Origin of the sequence: Thermophagus xiamenensis, from assembly GCF_900112795.1 — a bacterium.
Classification (GTDB): domain Bacteria; phylum Bacteroidota; class Bacteroidia; order Bacteroidales; family Marinilabiliaceae; genus Thermophagus; species Thermophagus xiamenensis.
In genome coordinates, this window is sequence record NZ_FONA01000009.1 from 125,063 (window position 1) to 143,741 (window position 18,679).

The window sequence follows — 18,679 nt, forward strand, 5'->3', positions numbered from 1 at the left end:
CATGAAATCATTTTGCCTGTTCGTTGTTATATGCCTTTCTACACTGATGGGATTTGCCGGAGAATTGGAATTAAAAGGCACCTACCAGGGCGACAATTTGTATGTCAAAAATCCTTACATTGATTCAGGGGTTGGATATTGTGTTTATGAAGTAATGGTCAATGGAATGACCAGTAGCGATGAGATCAACTCCAGTTCGTTCGAAATTGACCTTTCGGTCTATAACTTTTCAATTGGCTCACCGGTACATATCGTATTGAAACATAAGGATGGATGTCATCCTGTTGTGATAAATCCCGATGTAATAGCTGCCAAAGCAACATTCGAAACCATTGACATAAAATTAGAAAACCGTCGGTTAAAATGGACTACAACTAAAGAATCAGGTGTCCTTCCATATATCGTTGAACAATACAGGTGGAACAAGTGGGTTCAGGTCGGTGAAGTAGAAGGTAAAGGAATTCCGGGACAACACGAATATGAATTAACCGTTCCGCTGCATAGTGGTGAAAATCGTTTTCGGGTTCGGCAAACCGATTCTTTCAATCGAAGGCAATTATCTCCCGAAGTTATTTTCGTCAACAACGAACCTCCCGTCGAGGTGCTTTCCAATAAGGTAAGTGAAAAACTTGTCTTCACCAAGGCGACCCTCTATGAAATTTATGATATCTACGGCCGAATTGTATTTAAAGGTGTTAGTGATACGGTAAACATTGCTGACCTGAGCAAAGGAGAATACTATTTAAACTTCGACAACCAAATGTCTTTCTTTACAAAGAAGTGATATTTGTCCGTTTTAATGCTTGGTTGTAAATTGCACCCGAATCATATGAAAATTTTCGGACCATGACCAAGTATATTTTTGTAATCATTGCATTGTTAGTTGGAGGATTTCTGTCCATTCAGGGAAGCATCAATGCACAACTCTCTTCTTTTTTGAGACATCCGTTACAAGCCTCGCTCACTAATTTTGTGGTAGGTACCATTGTACTTATTATGTTGAATGTTATTCTACGTACCACCATGCCAACAGTAAATGAGCTCAGGATGGTGCCATGGCACCTCTTCTTAGGAGGGGTTATAGGCGCCATGTTTGTTACATCGGTGGTTTTACTAATCCCCAAAATCGGGGTTACAACTATGCTTGCGGCATCTATCGCCGGACAATTAATAGTAGCTACCGTAATCGACCACTTCGGTTATTTTAATGTAGCTATCCATCCTGTATCTTTAAGTCGAATTGCAGGAATCATCATGTTAATCATAGGAATCTTTTTAATTCAGCGATGAAATTAGCCATCCTTTCTATTGCCCTGTTGCTAATAGTTGCCGGCTGTGATCCCTTTCATACACATTTAAGCGAAAACGATGTTTACTATTACTCAAAAAGGACAGATAACTGCCAAACCTCAGAGTCTTATTCAGGCGATACTATTAAAGTAATGACATGGAACATCAAATTTGGTGGCGGGCGAATTGACTTCTTTTTTGATTGTCACGGGCAACGTGTAATAATGGATTCTGCGGAAGTGTTCGCTAACCTGGAAGGAATCACCCAATTCATCCAAACCATCAAACCCCACATTCTCTTTGTTCAGGAGATTGATATAAACAGTAAACGCAGTGCATACATAAATCAGGTGGAATGGATTCTTGCCAACACCCACTTTAACTACGCTGTTTACACACCTCAGTGGAAAGCCGACTATATACCTTCCAACGGTCTGGGAAAAATAAACTCGGGCAGTGCCATCTTTTCGGTAACACCTCTTTTTTCGGCTAAACGATTGGCCCTCCCGTTGATTCAGGAACAAAACTTTTTGGTTCGCTACTTTTACCTTCGCAGAAACTTATTGGATGTGTGTACCAACATAGGTGGTGATACCATCCACCTGCTCACCACACACCTCGCGGCTTATTCTACCGACGGCACCAAAAAGAAACAATTGGACATCGTTTATAATTATCTCGACAGCCTCGACATTAATGGCTTTCCTTTTATTATAGGCGGCGACTTTAACACCTTACCTCCCGGAACCCATAAAGTTAAAGGATTTCCCGACTCGGCCTGCAAAGGCGAATTCGAAGCCGACGACTATTCGGGTGAGGAAGAGTGGATGCGGCCCTTTTACAACCGTTTTAATCCCGCAATCCCATTATCCCTTTATGAAAGCAACAATCAGCCTTTCTTCACACACTCTACATCGGCCCATCACTTCTGGAACCGGAAGCTCGACTATATTTTTACCAATTTAAAGCTGCTACCCCAAAGTTCGGTCACCTACCAATCAATAAAAACTGATGAAACGAGCATGGCGGTTTTTTACCACAAAAGGACATGTATAAATTTTATTAAGCCATGCGAGTTCCATTCGGCCAATGAGATAAATAAAAAATATACGAATGAAATACAAACTATGAAACTATCGGACCATTGTGCCATCAGTACTGTTATTGTATTTAACAAATAGTCATTAACACAAAAAGCTTTATTCACCAGCCGGCGAATAAAGCTTTTTTCCCCTTAAAAATAAAAAACTTTAATCCTCATTCACCTCAAGGATTCCTACCGCTTTCACACTTTCAGCAATAACTTGAGACGATTGCTCAGCAATAGCTTCCTCAGGATCAATAATGTACAAGTAGTGTTCACCACTTGAGAGCGTAACCGGTACAAGAAGTTGTTGATTTTCGGTATCAATATAAGGGCTTCCAACATAGAAAGGATCATCCTCGCCACCTTCTGCAACAGGGAAATTGGAAACCCATTCAAAAGATTGAGTAGCTACATCAATTACCGCAAAACGATCTGCATCAACACCAAATGTTGCATTGCTGTTGGTCCCGGGATACATCGATAAGATAAAAGTAGTTCCCCCCATATAATAAGCTCTGAAAAGATTATGACCCTCGGAAGCTTCTGTAATATTAAAGAAATAATCTTCGTCAAAGGAAAAAGTTCCTTTATTAATTTTCAGAACACCTGAAGGAATGGTTAGCACATCAGCATTGTCATAATTGGTCTGTCCTGATGAAAAAACATAAAGGTCACCATCGTCAACAACTTCTAATCCGGTTTCTCCCTGTGAGTATTTTTGTCCGGCAACAAATCCGGTACGCCCACTATCTTTTTCTAATCCTTAAATGACGAAAACTTAATGACTGTATTAATTATGCAATCATAAAGACCAGGGTTCTATAACCTATAGCAGTGAGTTCCTACCTAAGTTTGCCGACCGGTACTTTAAACCATTGAAGAAAACCTCAACTGCAGGAAACCAATCATCCCTGGCATGGCCAATTATTCGGCATAAACAGCTTAGAACTAACTTTTCTTTTTTATGGAATAGTGCCTTTCCATTTTGTGGAACAAGGTTTTTCCGGTAATTGGAACAAACCCTTTCCGATACCTGGAAAAGGTAGTTTCTTACTAATGGAAATAACCTTTTCCAACGTCAGAAATAAACCAAATACAATTAGCGAGGAAAAACAAGGGATTGAACCGTTACCGGCGATGAAGAGATTATTCCCAAATGAGAATTTATTAAAAAAAGAAAGTCCAAAGGCAGAAAAAGTCATTAGTGATTAGTTAACTGCTTTTAGTTATTAGTAGTGGTTAAATTCCTATCTATAAATTTTAAACTGACGACAATCCACTAATCACTAATGACCGATCACTAACCACCAACTTTAGGTTCTATTTGACCAATTATTTAGATAAATTTTTTACGAAAAAAACAGGTATTTGAGTCCCCGACCATGCCTAAGCACCAGGTTTATCTTCGGCAAACCAATAAATTAAAAAATGCGTAATTTTAGAGACAAACCAACCGGGGGAGGATTATCTGACTGTCAGCACACCATCGAACTGAGCTTTCTTCGGATTTTTCAGTAATATTGAGGTATTTCCCGAAAACTGGGTTACCAGTTCCAGTTTATAGGCTCCTTCAGGAAGGCGGGGCGTTAATATGATTAGCTCGGAAGGCCTGTTGGTAACAATATCGATATCATCCACCGGTATTACATCGCCATTATCGATATTGACAAAGCGCAATCCAACTTCAGGGTGTTCCCCGACAATTTTTAGCCGGTAACCTCTGATTCGGAGGTTAAATCCCGGTGTCACCAGGTCGTTCACCGAACCGGTTCTCACGTCTATCACTTCAAAAATCTGAGACCCTGTATCTGCCACACCCATCGTTTCAACACGTATATTTTTGCTTTCCTGGCGGAGTTGGGGCCCTTGCCTAAATTGAAAGTATACAAGATGCCGTTCGGGATCAAAGGTATCCATATCGCCCTTAAAAACACCTCTCACACTCGCAGAAACATAGAAATAACCTGTATTAACCGAAAAACCGTTGCATAACTGGTAGGCCATCTCTTTAAGAAAGTCGTTCACATTCTTTTCCATAACCTCAGGGGTAGCATCGGCACCACCACGTGTAACAGCTGCGACACAAACATCGCGGGTACAAAGAGTCCTTTCAGGATCAACCCGGGCTAAAAAGTCATTATCATTATTGGTCAAATGACTGGGATACAGCTTAATTTTTATGCTATGCAAAATCTTGCCAGACATAATGCAACCTATTTTAAGGGTTAATATTTTTCCAGCACAAATATCACTTAGATTAAACTATTAACTAACCACATAAAAAATTTCAGGCAAACTTAAGTTGGTCAATCTCATTTCACTTCCAACGACATGTCATAACAAAATAAAAACATTGAATTAATATTATAAAAAAAATGGTACATACAATTTAAAAACATTTCCACCTGCTCAACAACATGCCACAAACACAGCGGCTTTGTTCCTAATTCCAGAATAATTTCGTTAATTTTGCCCCTTGATAACTAGCACAAAAAAACAGTTACGTTATGGCAGATAAATCAAATCAGCCGCTGTTTAATGATTTTCCACCTGTTACGACAGAGGAATGGATGGCAAAAATAACAGCGGACCTCAAAGGAGCTGACTTTGACAGGAAGCTCGTTTGGAAAACCAATGAAGGATTTAAGGTTCGTCCTTTCTACAGAGAGGAAGACCTGAAAGGGCTGGAGTATCTGGACACTCTCCCCGGCGAATATCCCTATGTTCGTGGGACCAAAACCGACAATCAGTGGCTGGTCCGTCAGGACATCGTTGTACAGGATGTAAAAACGGCGCACGCTAAAGCGCTGGATATTCTCAAAAAAGGTGTAGATGCTATCGGCTTTATCATTTCCGATGAAGCCTTAATTTCGAAAGAGAATATTTCCGAATTGCTTCGGGATATTGACCCGGGAAGCGTAGAACTTAACTTCTCCACCACTCATGGTAATCAAAAACTTCTGGGTATCCTGAAGGAGTTGTTCACCGAAAAAAAGGTAGACCTGAAAACGGTTAAAGGCTCTTTGAATTTTGACCCGCTAGGAAGTTTAACCGTTACCGGCAAAGCCTGTGTTTCGGTAGATGAGCTTTACAACCATGCTGCCGGTTTGGTAAAAGATGGCATTGAAATGCCCCTTTTCCAGACTATAAGCGTTAATGCCAAACACTTTGGCAACGCAGGTTCCAGCATTGTTCAGGAGCTGGCCTTTGGTTTATCCCTGGCCAATGAATACATGGCACAACTGACCAACAAAGGGGTAAGCGTAGATGATGCCGCTCAAAGCATCCGATTCAATTTTGGCATCGGCAGCAACTATTTTATGGAGATCGCCAAGCTTCGCGCCGGACGTATGCTCTGGGCCAAAATTGTTGATGCCTACAATCCCACCGGCAAAGAGGTGACCAAAATGCACACCCATTGCGAAACGTCGGAATGGAATAAAACTATTTACGACCCCTATGTAAATATGCTTCGCACTCAGACAGAGGCCATGAGTGCTACAATAGGAGGAACCAACTCTCTGACGGTATTACCTTTCGATAAAGTTTTCAGAACCCCCAATGATTTCAGTGAACGGATTGCCCGTAATCAACAGCTGCTTCTTAAAGAGGAAGCTTATTTCGGGAAAATCGTAGACCCATCTGCCGGAAGCTATTATATTGAAAACCTCACCGACAGCATTGCTCATGAAGCCTGGAAACTATTTATCGAAGTAGAAAACAAAGGTGGATATTTTGAAGCTCTTAAAGCCGGATTTATTCAGGCTCAGATAAAAGAAACATCTGCAAAAAGAAAAAATGACGTGGCTCGACGCAAAGAGGTATTAGTGGGAACCAACCAATATCCCAACCAACAGGAATCTGTCGCGTCCGAAATTAATGAATCACAAGTCTTTTCTAAACAGCCCGAAGGAACGGATATCGAGCCCATCCAACTATATCGTGGTGCCGAAGAGTTTGAAGCCCTTCGACTGGCCACCGAGAAGGCTGCCAAACGGCCCAGGGTATTTATGCTCACCTACGGCAACCTGGCCATGCGACTGGCACGTTCCCAATTCTCGGGTAACTTCTTCGGATGTGCAGGATATGAAATTATCGATAACCTGGGCTTCGAAACAATAGAAGCAGGTGTTGAAGCAGCCAAAAAAGCCGAAGCAGACATAGTTGTGCTTTGTTCTTCGGATGATGAATATGCCGAAGCCGCTCCCGCCACCTTTAAGGCGTTGAATGGCGAAGCCATCTTAGTTGTGGCCGGCGCTCCCGCCTGTGCTGATGACCTGAAGGCTCAAGGCATTGAGCATTTCATCAACATTCGTTCTAACGTACTGGAAACCTTGCAGAAGTTTAATAAAATGTTGAACATCCAATAAAAACGCTAAGACGCAAAGGCGCAGAGTTTTTATTATAGAGATGACCAGAGAGGCATTAAATAAAATCTCTTCACAAATTATAGGAGGGGCTATAGAGGTTCACAAAGAACTGGGTCCCGGATTGCTGGAGTCGGTTTATAGTGCCTGTCTTGTTCATGAACTTAGGAGTAAGGGATTATTGGTTGAAGAACAGGTTCATTTGCCTTTGACATATAAAAACCGAACCTTAAACAAAGAGTTTATCATTGACCTGTTGGTTGAAAAGGAAGTGGTAGTGGAACTAAAAGCAGTAGAAGAAATTCATCCGGTTCATGAAGTTCAACTGGTCACATATTTAAAGCTGGCCAAAAAGAGACTCGGATTATTAATCAATTTTAATGTTCCTGTATTACATAAAGGCATTTACCGTAAAGTCAACAATCTTTGAAGATAACTCAGCGTCTTAGCGTCTCTGCGTTAAAAAAACAGTCATTATGAGACCAGATTTTTCAAAAATAGATTACAAAAGCGACAGGCTTTCGTTTGATGCCAAAGCCTGGGAGCAACAGCATTCCATTAAAAAGGATTGGGTAACGCCGGAACAAATACCGGTGAAACCTGTCTATTCGAAAGAAGACCTGGAAGGAATGGAGCATTTGAATTATGCTGCCGGACTTCCTCCCTATCTTCGCGGACCCTATTCGACCATGTATACCATGCGTCCGTGGACAATTCGTCAATATGCAGGATTTTCCACAGCCGAAGAGTCCAATGCCTTCTATCGTCGTAACCTGGCTGCCGGACAGAAAGGTCTGTCGGTAGCGTTTGACCTGGCAACCCACCGCGGTTACGACTCAGACCATGAGCGCGTGGTAGGCGACGTAGGAAAAGCAGGGGTGGCCATCGATTCTATCTTAGACATGAAAGTGCTTTTCGATGGTATTCCTTTAAATAAGATGTCGGTATCGATGACCATGAACGGTGCTGTATTGCCCATCATGGCCTTTTATATCGTTACCGGACTTGAACAAGGTGCCAAATTGGAAGAGTTGAGCGGTACCATCCAGAACGATATCCTGAAGGAGTTCATGGTGCGTAACACTTATATTTATCCGCCCGAATTCTCAATGCGCATCATAGCCGACATTTTCGAATACACGTCGAAAAACATGCCCAAATTCAACAGCATCTCTATATCGGGTTATCACATGCAGGAGGCAGGTGCTACCGCCGATTTGGAATTGGCTTATACCCTTGCCGACGGACTGGAATACCTACGAACCGGTATTAAAGCTGGCTTGAATGTGGATGCCTTTGCACCGCGCTTATCGTTTTTCTGGGCTATCGGCATGAATCACTTCATGGAGATTGCCAAGATGCGCGCCGCACGGATGCTATGGGCAAAAATCGTTAAGCAGTTTAATCCCCAGAATCCCAAATCCATGGCCTTGCGGACTCACTCGCAAACATCCGGGTGGTCATTACAGGAGCAAGATCCTTACAACAACGTGGGACGTACCTGTATCGAGGCTATGGCTGCAGCTCTGGGACACACACAGTCGCTTCATACCAATGCCCTGGATGAAGCTATTGCTCTGCCTACCGACTTTTCGGCACGTATTGCTCGTAACACTCAGATATACATTCAGGAAGAAACCCAGATAACAAAGGCTATCGATCCCTGGGCCGGTTCTTATTATGTAGAATCGCTGACCAAGGAACTGGCTGAAAAAGCGTGGGCGCACATCCAGGAAATTGAAGAGATGGGTGGTATGGCGAAAGCCATCGAGACTGGTCTTCCCAAGATGCGTATCGAAGAGGCTGCTGCCCGCACTCAGGCTAAAATAGACAGCGGCAAACAAGTCATTGTAGGTACCAATCGCTACCGCCTTGAAAAAGAAGATCCCATCGATATTCTTGAAATAGACAATACGGCCGTTCGGAACGCACAGATTGAAAGGTTAAAGAAACTGCGTGCCGAACGCAACGAAGAAGAAGTACAGGCAGCACTGGCAGCCATCACGAAAGCCGTTGAAACCGGTGAAGGAAACCTGCTGGAACTGGCAGTAGAAGCCGCTAAGAAACGTGCCTCGTTGGGTGAAATTTCTTATGCTTGTGAAAAAGTTGTTGGGAGGTATAAAGCAGTGATACGGTCAATAAATGGTGTATATTCATCAGAAGCGGGACATGACAGCGAATTTGAACAAGCTCGTGCCTTGGCCCGTGAATTTGCCGAAAAAGAGGGTCGTCAACCCCGTATTATGATTGCCAAGATGGGGCAGGATGGTCATGACCGCGGAGCAAAAGTAGTGGCCACCGGTTATGCCGACATAGGTTTCGACGTGGACATGGGTCCCTTGTTCCAGACGCCGGCAGAGACTGCTCGCCAGGCCGTAGAAAACGATGTTCACGTTTTGGGTGTTTCTTCTTTGGCTGCCGGGCACAAAACTCTGGTACCCCAGGTAATAGAAGAATTGAAAAAGCTGGGTCGTGATGATATCCTGGTTATTGCCGGCGGGGTAATCCCCCACCAGGATTATCAGTTTTTGTACGACTGTGGTGTTGCCGGAATCTTTGGCCCGGGATCATCGGTATCACGTGCTGCCATCGAAATCCTGAAGCTTTTGCTTCAGAGTTATGAAGAATAATTGATATGCTTTAAAAATCTTCTTTTTACCATATACCTGCCGGTAATAACACCCGGCAGGTTTTTTATTATTATTACCTTTTTAACAACCCATAAAAGGCAAATGGAAGGAAAACTAACCACCCAAAGAACATGCGGAAACCACTGCCATGCGAAGTCCATTTGGCCAATAACTTAGATAAAATTTATAGGAATAAAAAATAAGATTTATCTTTGAACCTCGTTATACTAAAGACAACACAATAGAACATTCAAACAAAATTAATAACACCAATAGATATCAATGAGAAGGGTTTATTTCATCGCATTTGTTGTTCTCGTTACAGTGTTTTCGGGATGCAATCAGAATAAATATCAAATAAAAGGAACCATAACCGGCGCTGAAGGGAAAACACTGTTCCTGGAAAAGATGCAATTAGACAGAGATTTTCCTATTGATAGTGTAGTCTTAAATCATAAAGGAAAATTTTCGTTTAAAGGAGAACGGTTGCAAGTACCAACTTTTTTCCGTTTAAGATTATCCCCCAGTAATTTCATAACACTTTTGCTTGACACTACCGAACATGTCAATATTTTGGCTGAGGGGAAAAATTTAGAAGACACTTATACCCTTGAAGGTTCCATTGGCTCAAAAAAGATTCAGATATTAAATCAAAGGCTTAAAAGCTTACGCCATACGGTAGATAGTCTCATGGAAATATATGAGGCCTTGCCCAATGATGATGTTACCTACCAAAAAAGCGAGATAGCCCGTCAACTAAAAGAAGCGATTGATAAGCATAAAAATTTCATAGGAACCTTTGTAATGGATAACCCGCGCTCTTTTGCCAGTTATTATGCTTTATTCCAACGATTGAGCGATAACACAATGGTTCTTAATGTGATGGATAAAAAAGAGCAGGTTTATTTTGCCACTATAGCCACCAGTCTAAACCTTCTGTATCCTGAATCCCCAAGAGTAAAACAACTTTACAACTACGTATTAAGTGCCAAAGTCCAGGAAAAACAGGTCCAAATACTTAAAGAACTTGAATCTAAAGCCGAAAAAACAATCCCTGAAATTAGTGAAAAAAATATATACGGCGAGGAAATTGCTCTATCTTCACTACAAGGGAAAGTCGTCCTTTTATCGTTTTGGGCATCCTGGAACGAGGCATCACGTCGGGCTAATGACCATTTAAAAAAGGTTTATGAAAAATATCATCACCGGGGCTTTGAAATATACCAGGTGTCTCTTGACCGGAGTAAGGTTCTTTGGGAAAATGCCGTTATTAATGATAACCTGCCCTGGATAAATGTTAGTGATTTAAGGTATACCGATTCTTACCCGGCCAGGGTATATAACGTCAAACAACTCCCTGCCAATTATTTGATAAGCCGCGATGGTGATATAATTGGGAAAAATCTGTTTGGAAGCATACTGGAAGAAAAAATTGAGGAAGCATTATAATTTGTTTAATGCATAAATAAAAATTATCCTATGCTCCGGATTGGAGTAAAAGATTCAAACATCTCAATCTTAAAACATAAAAAAGAAACCGGCAGTCAGATTTTCATTTTTTGACTGCCGGTGCTTTTATATAAATATGAGTTCGTTAAAACCATTACATCGAGGTAATATACTCAGCAATCCAATCTCCCACCTCCGAAGTTGAGAGAGCGTTAGATTTATCGATATCCTCTGTCACTTTTCCCTGTTCGAGCGAAGCCTCTACCGCCGTCCTAATCATGTTAGCTTCTTCTTTCAGGTTGAAAGCCGATTCGAGCATAAGGGCGGCTGAGAGAATAGTAGCTAGCGGATTGGCAATATTTTTTCCGGCTGCCTGAGGATAAGAACCATGAATGGGCTCGAAAACGGAGGTATGCACTCCAATCGAAGCGGAAGGCAAAAGCCCCAGAGAACCGGTAATAACACTAGCCTCATCGGTCAGGATATCCCCAAACATATTTTCAGTCAACATCACATCAAAACGCTTTGGCCATTGGATAATTTGCATGGCAGCATTATCCACAAACATATATTCAACCTCAACCTCGAGGAAATCGGGAGCAATGGCTTGTACCGTTTCGCGCCACAGACGTGATGTGGCCAAAACATTGGCTTTGTCGACAACGGTTAATTTCTTCCGGCGCTTCATGGCAAAGTCAAAAGCCAGGCGAGTAATGCGTTCAATCTCCTCCACCGTATAAACATTGGTATCATAGGCGGTACGACCGTCTTCTGACCGTCCTTGAGGACGCCCAAAATAAATACCCCCTGTTAATTCACGAATAGCAACAAAATCGGCACCGTCAACCAGGTCGGAGCGCAAAGGTGATTTATGAATTAATGAAGGGAAAGTAGTCACCGGACGAATATTGGCATAAAGACCAAGTTTTTTACGCATGGCCAGAAGACCTTGCTCCGGACGTACTTTGGCCTTGGGATCGTTATCATATTTAGGGTCTCCGATGGCTCCAAAAAGGACGGCATCGGCATTCATACAAATTTGATGCGTTTCTTCGGGGTAAGGGTCACCGGTTTGATCTATAGCAACAGCCCCTACCGGTGCTTCAGTATAATTGGCTTCATGACCTTTCTTCTTTAGAACAGCATCCAGAGATTTTTTGGCTTGTTCAACTATTTCAGGCCCGATACCGTCACCGGGCAACACAGCAATATTTAACTTCATTTTATTCAATTAATGTTTTGTTTGGACCTAAGAATTTAGGATTTACTATTAATTATTAATCCATTTTCTTTATTCTCGATGATGTTGAGCATTTTCATAGTAGCTTTAATAGCAGCCTCGGTTTGGTCGGCATCCAATCCTCTGGTTTTGAATTCCTGATTCTTATAATCCCAGGTAATAACCGTTTCAACCAAAGCATCGGTTTTTCCGCCAGGAGGAATAGAAACCCAATAATCGATAAGAGTAGGATGTTCTTTTCCTAATTTCTCATAAATGCGCCACAAAGCTTTCATAAAAGCATCATATTGACCATCCCCCACTGAAGTCTCATTATAAACTTCTTTTCCAATCTGAAGGGAAATAGTAGCCACAGGTTTTAATCCCTGAACAATGGCCAAGTGATAATTTTTAAGCTTGATATGATTATCAATCCGCTCAGTTTTCAAGACATCGGAAATGATATAGGGCAAATCCTCCGGCGTAACATTTTCTTTTTTATCCCCCAATTCAATGACACGTTGGGTAACTTTTTTCATCTCTTCAGGCCCCAATTCAATTCCTAATTCTTCAAGGTTCTTCTTAATATTGGCTTTCCCCGAAGTTTTCCCCAGAGCATATCGGCGAACACGTCCAAAACGCTCGGGCATCAACTTGTTAAAATAGAGATTATCTTTATTGTCGCCATCGGCATGCACCCCACTACATTGCGTAAATACATTTTCGCCCGTCAAAGGTTTATTGGCAGGAATTCTCAGCCCGGAAAAAGTTTCAACCATGCGTGAAATCTTGGTGAGTTTACTCTCATCAATAGTATTTGGAACTTTAAGATGATCATTCAAAATACCCACCACACTGGCCAAAGGGGCATTCCCGGCTCGTTCACCCAAACCATTTACTGTGGTATGAATTCCCCGTACACCGGCTTTGATAGCATAAAATACATTGGCAACCGATAAATCATAATCATTATGTGCATGATAATCAAAATGAATATCGGGGAACTTTTGGGTCATGGTTTTGCAAAATTCGTAAGTTTGATCCGGATTTAAGATTCCGAGAGTATCAGGGAGCATGATTCGCTTAACGGAAGTTTTCCCAATTCCATTAATCATGAACTCCACGTAATCCGGAGAATTAAGCATCCCATTAGACCAGTCTTCAAGGTAAACATTTACGGTTATCCCACGTTTCTCAGCTTCTTTAATCACAAAAACAATATCGGCCAAATGTTCTTCTTTTGTTTTGCGAAGCTGCCCGGTAAGGTGCTTAAGAGATCCTTTTGTCAAAAGGTTAATAACTTTACCTCCCGCATCATTGATCCAGTCAAGAGAGGTTGTACCGTCAACAAATCCAAGTACTTCTATTCTTTCCAGGCAATTATGATCTTTGGCCCATTTTGTCAAACGTTGGACCGCCTTTCGTTCTCCCTCGGAGACTCTGGCCGAGGCCACCTCTATGCGATTAACCTTTACCTCATCCAACAGCAATCGGGTGATAGTCAGCTTCTCGGCATCATTAAATGAAACACCCGTTGTTTGTTCACCATCCCGAAGGGTGGTATCCATCACTTCTATGGTTCTCATCGGCTCTTGTTGATAAAGGAACGCTCTAAAGAAAAAATTCAGAGTGCCCCAAAAATTAATACTCAGCTTCTACATAATCAAGTTGTTATCAAGCATGTTCTTTTTCCCAGGCTTCTATCTCATGATTTATACTTAACAAATAGTCGATATCATCAAATCCGTTAAGCAGACACTTTTTCTTGTAAGGATTGATATCAAACGATTCGGCTATGCCCTCCTGTAAAATCCGAATGGTTTGGTTTTCAAGGTCCACCTCCACTTCTGTTGCAGGCTCTTTTTCTATAGCCTGAAAGAGTTTTTGAAGAAATTCTTTCGAAACCTGGACAGGCAATAAACCATTATTAAGGGCATTGTTTTTAAAGATATCAGCAAAAAAGCTGGACACTACGGCTTTGAAGCCATACCCTACAATAGCCCAGGCAGCATGTTCGCGACTGGAACCACTTCCAAAATTCTGGCCGGCAACCAATATTTTCCCTGAATACCTGGGGTTGTTCAGCACAAAATCTTCTTTTGGGTTACCGCTTTTATCATAACGCCAATCGGCGAACAAATTGTTTCCAAAACCTTCTCTGGTAGTAGCCTTCAGAAATCGGGCAGGTATAATCTGATCTGTGTCCACATTCTCTATTGGAAGGGGGACGCAAGAAGAGACCAATTTGGTAAACTTTTCTATTGGCATATTTATGTCTTTTGAATTTGTATCTAATATTAAATTGAAATCAGCCCGGCATCATTAAATGATACCGGTAAAAAATTATAAGAAATCGCGGGGGTCGGTAATTTTTCCGGTAATAGCAGCTGCAGCAGCAGTAATAGGGCTGGCAAGCATGGTTCTGGCACCGGGACCCTGGCGACCTTCAAAGTTGCGGTTGGATGTAGAAACAGCGTAATTACCCTCGGGTATTTTGTCGTCATTCATGGCAAGACATGCAGAACATCCTGGTTGCCGCATTTCGAATCCGGCCTCCTCAAGGATTTTCCTAAGACCTTCCTTTTCTGCCTGAGCCTCAACCTGACGGCTACCAGGCACAATCCAGGCAGTTACGTTATCCGCCTTTTTCTTTCCTTTGACAAATTGTGCAAAGGCCCTGAGGTCTTCAATGCGACCATTGGTACAACTACCGACAAAGACATAGTCTACCTTTTTCCCAAGCATGGGCTCACCGGGCTTAAATTCCATATATTGCAGCGACTTTTGGAAAGTAGGCCGCGTAGCCTCTTCAATATCTTCAGTATTCGGAATAGATTTGCTGATACCGATGCCCATACCCGGGTTAGTCCCATAGGTTATCATTGGCTCAATATCCGAAGCCCGGAAGGTTAATTCTTTATCGAAAACCGCATCGGGGTCAGAAGGCAACTGACGCCAGGCCTCAACGGCTTTGTCCCAGTCGGCACCTTTGGGCGCAAACTCTCTTCCCTTGATATATTCAAAGGTTGTTTCATCCGGAGCAATCATTCCACCTCTTGCCCCCATCTCAATACTCATATTACAAATGGTCATGCGCGCCTCCATGGAAAGGCTCCGAATGGCAGAGCCGGCAAATTCTACAAAGTACCCGGTAGCCCCTCCGGTTCCAATTTGTGAGATAATGTAAAGGACGATGTCTTTTGACATAACACCTTTACCTAACTCACCCTCAATATTAATGCGCATGGTTTTGGGCTTGTTTTGAAGTAGTGTCTGGGTAGCAAGCACCATCTCCACCTCACTGGTTCCTATGCCAAAGGCAATGCTTCCAAATGCACCGTGAGTAGAGGTATGGCTATCACCACAAACGATGGTCATTCCGGGCTGCGTAATGCCAAGTTCGGGGCCGATAACGTGTACAATTCCATTCCATGGGTGGTTAAGTCCGTAAAGAGGCACACCAAATTCTTTGCAGTTTTCGGCCAATTTATTCACCTGGAAACGGCTTAATTCGTCCCTTATAGGCTGATCCTGCCCCAATGTTGGGATGTTATGGTCGGCAGTAGCCACCGTTTTTTGAGGCTGTCTGACTTTTATCCCTCGATTTCTAAGACCATCAAAAGCCTGAGGACTAGTCACCTCATGAACAAAATGACGGTCGATATACAGCACGCTGGGACCACCTTCTACGGTTGTTACCACGTGCTTTTCCCATATCTTTTCGAATAAAGTTTTTCCTGCCAAGGTATTTTATTTTTAAGGGTTTACTAATTATTATTCTGAATATTTATCAGGATGAAACAGGCATGACAATGAAAAGTTAACTCAAAAGAGAGTGTATTAATCCTTGCCATGCGAGTTCCATCAATCCTGTGAACTAATCAACTTTTATATGACTAAAGATATAGTTAGGCAATTTTGCCCACCGCATCTAAAAAGGCTTCAACCGAAGCTGTTATGATATCGGTATGAGCGGCAAAACCATAATAAGTTTGCCCTTTATGTTCAACCTGAACATGAACTTTCCCCAAATCATCGCTGCCACGTGTAATAGCTTGAATGAGAAATTCTTCAAGCCGTACTCTCCGTTTAATAAGAGCTTTTACAGCCGTAAAGGCAGCATCAATAGGACCGTTACCGGAAGCTGTTTCGGTAAAAACATCGCCATTAAAGCTAATCTGAACCGTAGCTGTTGGCACCGTTGATTTTCCACAAACAACCTGCAGGAGCTTCAATTGCAATGGCTTGTCTTTGTGACTCTGCTCTCTTCCGGCCAGTATCTGAAGATCTTCATCGGTAATATCTTTCTTTTTATCCGCGAGATCCAAAAAGCGTTGATATACTTCATCCAATTCATCGCTTTCGAGATTATATCCCAAAACCTGCAAACGATGTTTTAACGCGGCACGACCACTTCTGGCGGTCAGTACAATGGAAGATTCTTTAACCCCAACTTCTGCGGGGTCAATAATTTCATAATTTTCCCGGTTTTTGAGAACACCATCCTGATGAATACCCGAAGAGTGTGCAAAGGCATTCCGGCCTACAATTGCCTTGTTAGGTTGAACAGGCATCCGCATTAGCGTGGACACCAGGCGGCTACTCTTCATTATTTCCCGCGTATTGATATTGGTTTCAAAGTCGAGGTCTTTATGACACTTAATGGCCATCACAACCTCCTCAAGAGAGGTATTCCCGGCACGCTCACCTATACCGTTAATGGTAACTTCTACCTGGCGTGCACCATTAATAATGCCCGACAAGGAATTAGCGGTAGCCATCCCAAGATCATTGTGACAGTGAGTAGAAATAATAGCCTTATCGATGTTTGGCACATGATTCATCAGGAAAGCAATCTTTTCACCATATTCCTGTGGTAAACAGTAGCCCGTAGTATCCGGAATATTAACAACAGTAGCCCCGGCATCGATAACCGCCTCAACCACCCGGGCCAAATATTCATTGTCGGTACGACCTGCATCTTCGGCATAAAATTCCACATCATCGATCAGGTTACGGGCAAATTTTACCGCCTCCACAGCTTTTTTGATAATCTCATCAGGATTAGATTTTAATTTATAATTGATATGGTAAAATGAAGTTCCGATACCGGTATGAATTCGCCCCTTTTTTGCATATTTCAAAGCATCGGCGGCCACTTCAATATCTTTTTTGACAGCTCTGGATAATGCACAAATAGTAGTGTCCTTTAAGACTTTTGATATTTCGACCACCGAGTTAAAGTCACCCGGACTGGAGACCGGAAATCCGGCTTCGATAATATCGACGCCGAGTTTTTCCAGCTGTCTGGCTACCTCAATTTTTTCGATAGTGTTCAGCTGGCAACCCGGGACTTGTTCGCCATCCCGCAGTGTGGTGTCGAAAATATAGACTCTGTTACTCATGGATTTTTAGTTTTCAGTCCGGATTAATCCGGTTTTAGGTTTAATATTTAAGATAATATTCCACTATTTTAATTCCAATTCTTTAGGATTAAAACAGTTATCGGCTGACAAATAAGAGAATAAGTTTTCAACCGATAACCATTTAGCAATGAATTTTGTTTAATCCAAACCTATTTTTGATTTTCGGGACGAAGAGTACGCACAACAGCGCCGGCAGCCCACATTTCGGACTCTCGAAGCTCTTTAAGTTCTTCTTCAAGTTTTTCCCGGTAATCTTTTTGACTATTAGCATCAATAGCCCGTTGAGCTTCGTTGCCTTTAGCTACTTCACTATACAACTCCTTAAATACAGGTAGCGTTGCATCTCTGAATTTTTTCCACCAATCGAGAGCGCCACGCTGTGCCGTAGTTGAGCAATTGGCGTACATCCAGTCCATACCATTTTCGGCCACCAAAGGCATAAGACTTTGAGTGAGTTCTTCCACTGTTTCATTGAAAGCTTCGGAAGGTGAATGTCCATTAGCACGTAGCACCTCATATTGAGCAGCAAAAAGGCCTTGAATGGCTCCCATCAAAGTACCCCGCTCACCGGTAAGGTCACTATAAACTTCTTTTTGGAAGGTGGTTTCAAAAAGATATCCACTTCCGACACCAATACCTAAAGCGATGACCCTTTCAAAAGCTCTTCCGGTGGCATCCTGGAAAATAGCATAACTGGAGTTAAGTCCACGGCCTTCAAGGAACATTCTTCTCAAACTGGTTCCCGAACCTTTAGGGGCCACCAAAATAACGTCCACATCCTTGGGCGGAATGATATTGGTTCTTTCTTTATAGGTTATACCAAACCCATGAGAAAAATACAGGGCATTCCCGGGTTTAAGGTGCTTTTTAACCGTTGGCCAAACAGCTATTTGTCCCGCATCGGAAAGAAGATATTGAATAATGGTTCCTCTTTCCAACGCTTCTTCTATTGGGAAAAGAGTTTTTCCGGGTTCCCACCCATCTTTAATAGCCTTATCCCAACTCTTTGAGTCCTTTCGTTGTCCAACAATAACGTTAAAGCCATTGTCTTTAAGATTCAAGGATTGTCCCGGGCCTTGAACACCATAACCGATAACGGCGATGGTTTCGTCTTTCAATACTTCCTGAGCTTTAGACAATGGGAACTCTTCGCGGGTCACCACATTTTCTTCAGTTCCACCAAAATTGATTTTTGCCATGATAAAAAATTT

Annotated in this window: 14 protein-coding genes and 1 pseudogene; 7 read left to right on the plus strand and 8 right to left on the minus strand. The window is 42.3% G+C overall.

Annotated features, from left to right (window positions below; genetic code table 11):
- The first annotated feature begins 1 nt into the window (after window position 1).
- The 3 genes from BM130_RS07175 (at window position 2) to BM130_RS07185 (ending at window position 2,471) form a co-directional block, all read left to right on the plus strand.
- On the plus strand, window positions 2-784 hold the full coding sequence (locus tag BM130_RS07175; protein ID WP_010526317.1) for a T9SS type A sorting domain-containing protein: 783 nt from the start codon (window positions 2-4) through the stop codon (window positions 782-784).
- A 62-nt stretch (window positions 785-846) separates the two neighbouring features.
- A complete protein-coding gene (locus tag BM130_RS07180) occupies window positions 847-1,290 on the plus strand; it encodes a DMT family transporter (RefSeq protein ID WP_010526316.1) in 444 nt (147 codons plus the stop codon).
- A complete protein-coding gene (locus BM130_RS07185; RefSeq protein WP_010526315.1) occupies window positions 1,287-2,471 on the plus strand; it encodes an endonuclease/exonuclease/phosphatase family protein in 1,185 nt (394 codons plus the stop codon). Before BM130_RS07180 ends, BM130_RS07185 begins: the two co-directional genes overlap by 4 nt.
- Before the next feature lie 69 nt (window positions 2,472-2,540).
- Here BM130_RS07185 and BM130_RS07190 read toward each other — a convergent pair.
- A pseudogene (locus tag BM130_RS07190) lies at window positions 2,541-3,110 on the minus strand (DUF4374 domain-containing protein); the annotation flags it as partial.
- A gap of 731 nt (window positions 3,111-3,841) precedes the next feature.
- A complete protein-coding gene (locus BM130_RS07200) occupies window positions 3,842-4,582 on the minus strand; it encodes a DNA-binding domain-containing protein (protein WP_010526312.1) in 741 nt (246 codons plus the stop codon).
- A 302-nt stretch (window positions 4,583-4,884) separates the two neighbouring features.
- Here BM130_RS07200 and mutA point away from each other — a divergent pair, with 302 nt between their 5' ends.
- The 4 genes from mutA (at window position 4,885) to BM130_RS07220 (ending at window position 10,823) form a co-directional block, all read left to right on the plus strand.
- On the plus strand, window positions 4,885-6,747 hold the full coding sequence (mutA, locus tag BM130_RS07205) for a methylmalonyl-CoA mutase small subunit (RefSeq protein WP_010526311.1): 1,863 nt from the start codon (window positions 4,885-4,887) through the stop codon (window positions 6,745-6,747).
- A gap of 40 nt (window positions 6,748-6,787) precedes the next feature.
- Window positions 6,788-7,174, plus strand: coding sequence for a GxxExxY protein (locus BM130_RS07210; RefSeq protein ID WP_010526310.1), 387 nt, complete (start codon window positions 6,788-6,790; stop codon window positions 7,172-7,174).
- A 46-nt stretch (window positions 7,175-7,220) separates the two neighbouring features.
- Window positions 7,221-9,374, plus strand: coding sequence for a methylmalonyl-CoA mutase (gene scpA / locus BM130_RS07215; protein WP_010526309.1), 2,154 nt, complete (start codon window positions 7,221-7,223; stop codon window positions 9,372-9,374).
- A gap of 282 nt (window positions 9,375-9,656) precedes the next feature.
- Window positions 9,657-10,823 carry a TlpA disulfide reductase family protein gene (locus BM130_RS07220; protein ID WP_010526308.1) on the plus strand — a complete coding sequence of 389 codons (1,167 nt, stop codon included), beginning with the start codon at window positions 9,657-9,659 and terminating at the stop codon, window positions 10,821-10,823.
- A gap of 154 nt (window positions 10,824-10,977) precedes the next feature.
- Here BM130_RS07220 and leuB read toward each other — a convergent pair whose 3' ends face one another.
- The 6 genes from leuB to ilvC all read right to left on the minus strand — a co-directional run bounded on the left by leuB (window position 10,978) and on the right by ilvC (window position 18,667).
- The gene (leuB, locus tag BM130_RS07225) at window positions 10,978-12,045 is read right to left on the minus strand and encodes a 3-isopropylmalate dehydrogenase (protein WP_010526307.1); all 1,068 of its coding nucleotides are present in this window, start codon (window positions 12,043-12,045) and stop codon (window positions 10,978-10,980) included.
- Window positions 12,046-12,080: 35 nt separating this feature from the next.
- Window positions 12,081-13,628 carry a hydroxymethylglutaryl-CoA lyase-like TIM-barrel protein gene (locus BM130_RS07230; protein WP_010526306.1) on the minus strand — a complete coding sequence of 516 codons (1,548 nt, stop codon included), beginning with the start codon at window positions 13,626-13,628 and terminating at the stop codon, window positions 12,081-12,083.
- Between the two features lie 88 nt (window positions 13,629-13,716).
- Window positions 13,717-14,310, minus strand: a complete 594-nt coding sequence (gene leuD / locus BM130_RS07235; RefSeq protein WP_010526305.1) for a 3-isopropylmalate dehydratase small subunit — start codon at window positions 14,308-14,310, stop codon at window positions 13,717-13,719.
- Window positions 14,311-14,385: 75 nt separating this feature from the next.
- Window positions 14,386-15,786 (minus strand): 3-isopropylmalate dehydratase large subunit, encoded by a 1,401-nt coding sequence (gene leuC, locus BM130_RS07240; RefSeq protein ID WP_010526304.1) that lies wholly within the window; start codon window positions 15,784-15,786, stop codon window positions 14,386-14,388.
- 164 nt (window positions 15,787-15,950) lie between these two features.
- Window positions 15,951-17,447, minus strand: a complete 1,497-nt coding sequence (locus BM130_RS07245; RefSeq protein ID WP_010526303.1) for a 2-isopropylmalate synthase — start codon at window positions 17,445-17,447, stop codon at window positions 15,951-15,953.
- Window positions 17,448-17,617: 170 nt separating this feature from the next.
- On the minus strand, window positions 17,618-18,667 hold the full coding sequence (gene ilvC / locus BM130_RS07250; protein ID WP_010526302.1) for a ketol-acid reductoisomerase: 1,050 nt from the start codon (window positions 18,665-18,667) through the stop codon (window positions 17,618-17,620).
- Window positions 18,668-18,679: the final 12 nt, after the last annotated feature.

Coding starts and splice junctions, on each gene's coding strand:
- BM130_RS07220 (WP_010526308.1), top strand. CDS start 9,657: ATGAGAAGGGTTTATTTCATCGCATTTGTTGTTCTCGTTACAGTGTTT.
- BM130_RS07230 (WP_010526306.1), bottom strand. CDS start 13,628: ATGAGAACCATAGAAGTGATGGATACCACCCTTCGGGATGGTGAACAA.
- leuD (WP_010526305.1), bottom strand. CDS start 14,310: ATGCCAATAGAAAAGTTTACCAAATTGGTCTCTTCTTGCGTCCCCCTT.
- BM130_RS07210 (WP_010526310.1), top strand. CDS start 6,788: ATGACCAGAGAGGCATTAAATAAAATCTCTTCACAAATTATAGGAGGG.
- BM130_RS07200 (WP_010526312.1), bottom strand. CDS start 4,582: ATGTCTGGCAAGATTTTGCATAGCATAAAAATTAAGCTGTATCCCAGT.
- BM130_RS07185 (WP_010526315.1), top strand. CDS start 1,287: ATGAAATTAGCCATCCTTTCTATTGCCCTGTTGCTAATAGTTGCCGGC.
- BM130_RS07175 (WP_010526317.1), top strand. CDS start 2: ATGAAATCATTTTGCCTGTTCGTTGTTATATGCCTTTCTACACTGATG.
- ilvC (WP_010526302.1), bottom strand. CDS start 18,667: ATGGCAAAAATCAATTTTGGTGGAACTGAAGAAAATGTGGTGACCCGC.
- mutA (WP_010526311.1), top strand. CDS start 4,885: ATGGCAGATAAATCAAATCAGCCGCTGTTTAATGATTTTCCACCTGTT.
- BM130_RS07180 (WP_010526316.1), top strand. CDS start 847: ATGACCAAGTATATTTTTGTAATCATTGCATTGTTAGTTGGAGGATTT.
- scpA (WP_010526309.1), top strand. CDS start 7,221: ATGAGACCAGATTTTTCAAAAATAGATTACAAAAGCGACAGGCTTTCG.
- BM130_RS07245 (WP_010526303.1), bottom strand. CDS start 17,447: ATGAGTAACAGAGTCTATATTTTCGACACCACACTGCGGGATGGCGAA.
- leuB (WP_010526307.1), bottom strand. CDS start 12,045: ATGAAGTTAAATATTGCTGTGTTGCCCGGTGACGGTATCGGGCCTGAA.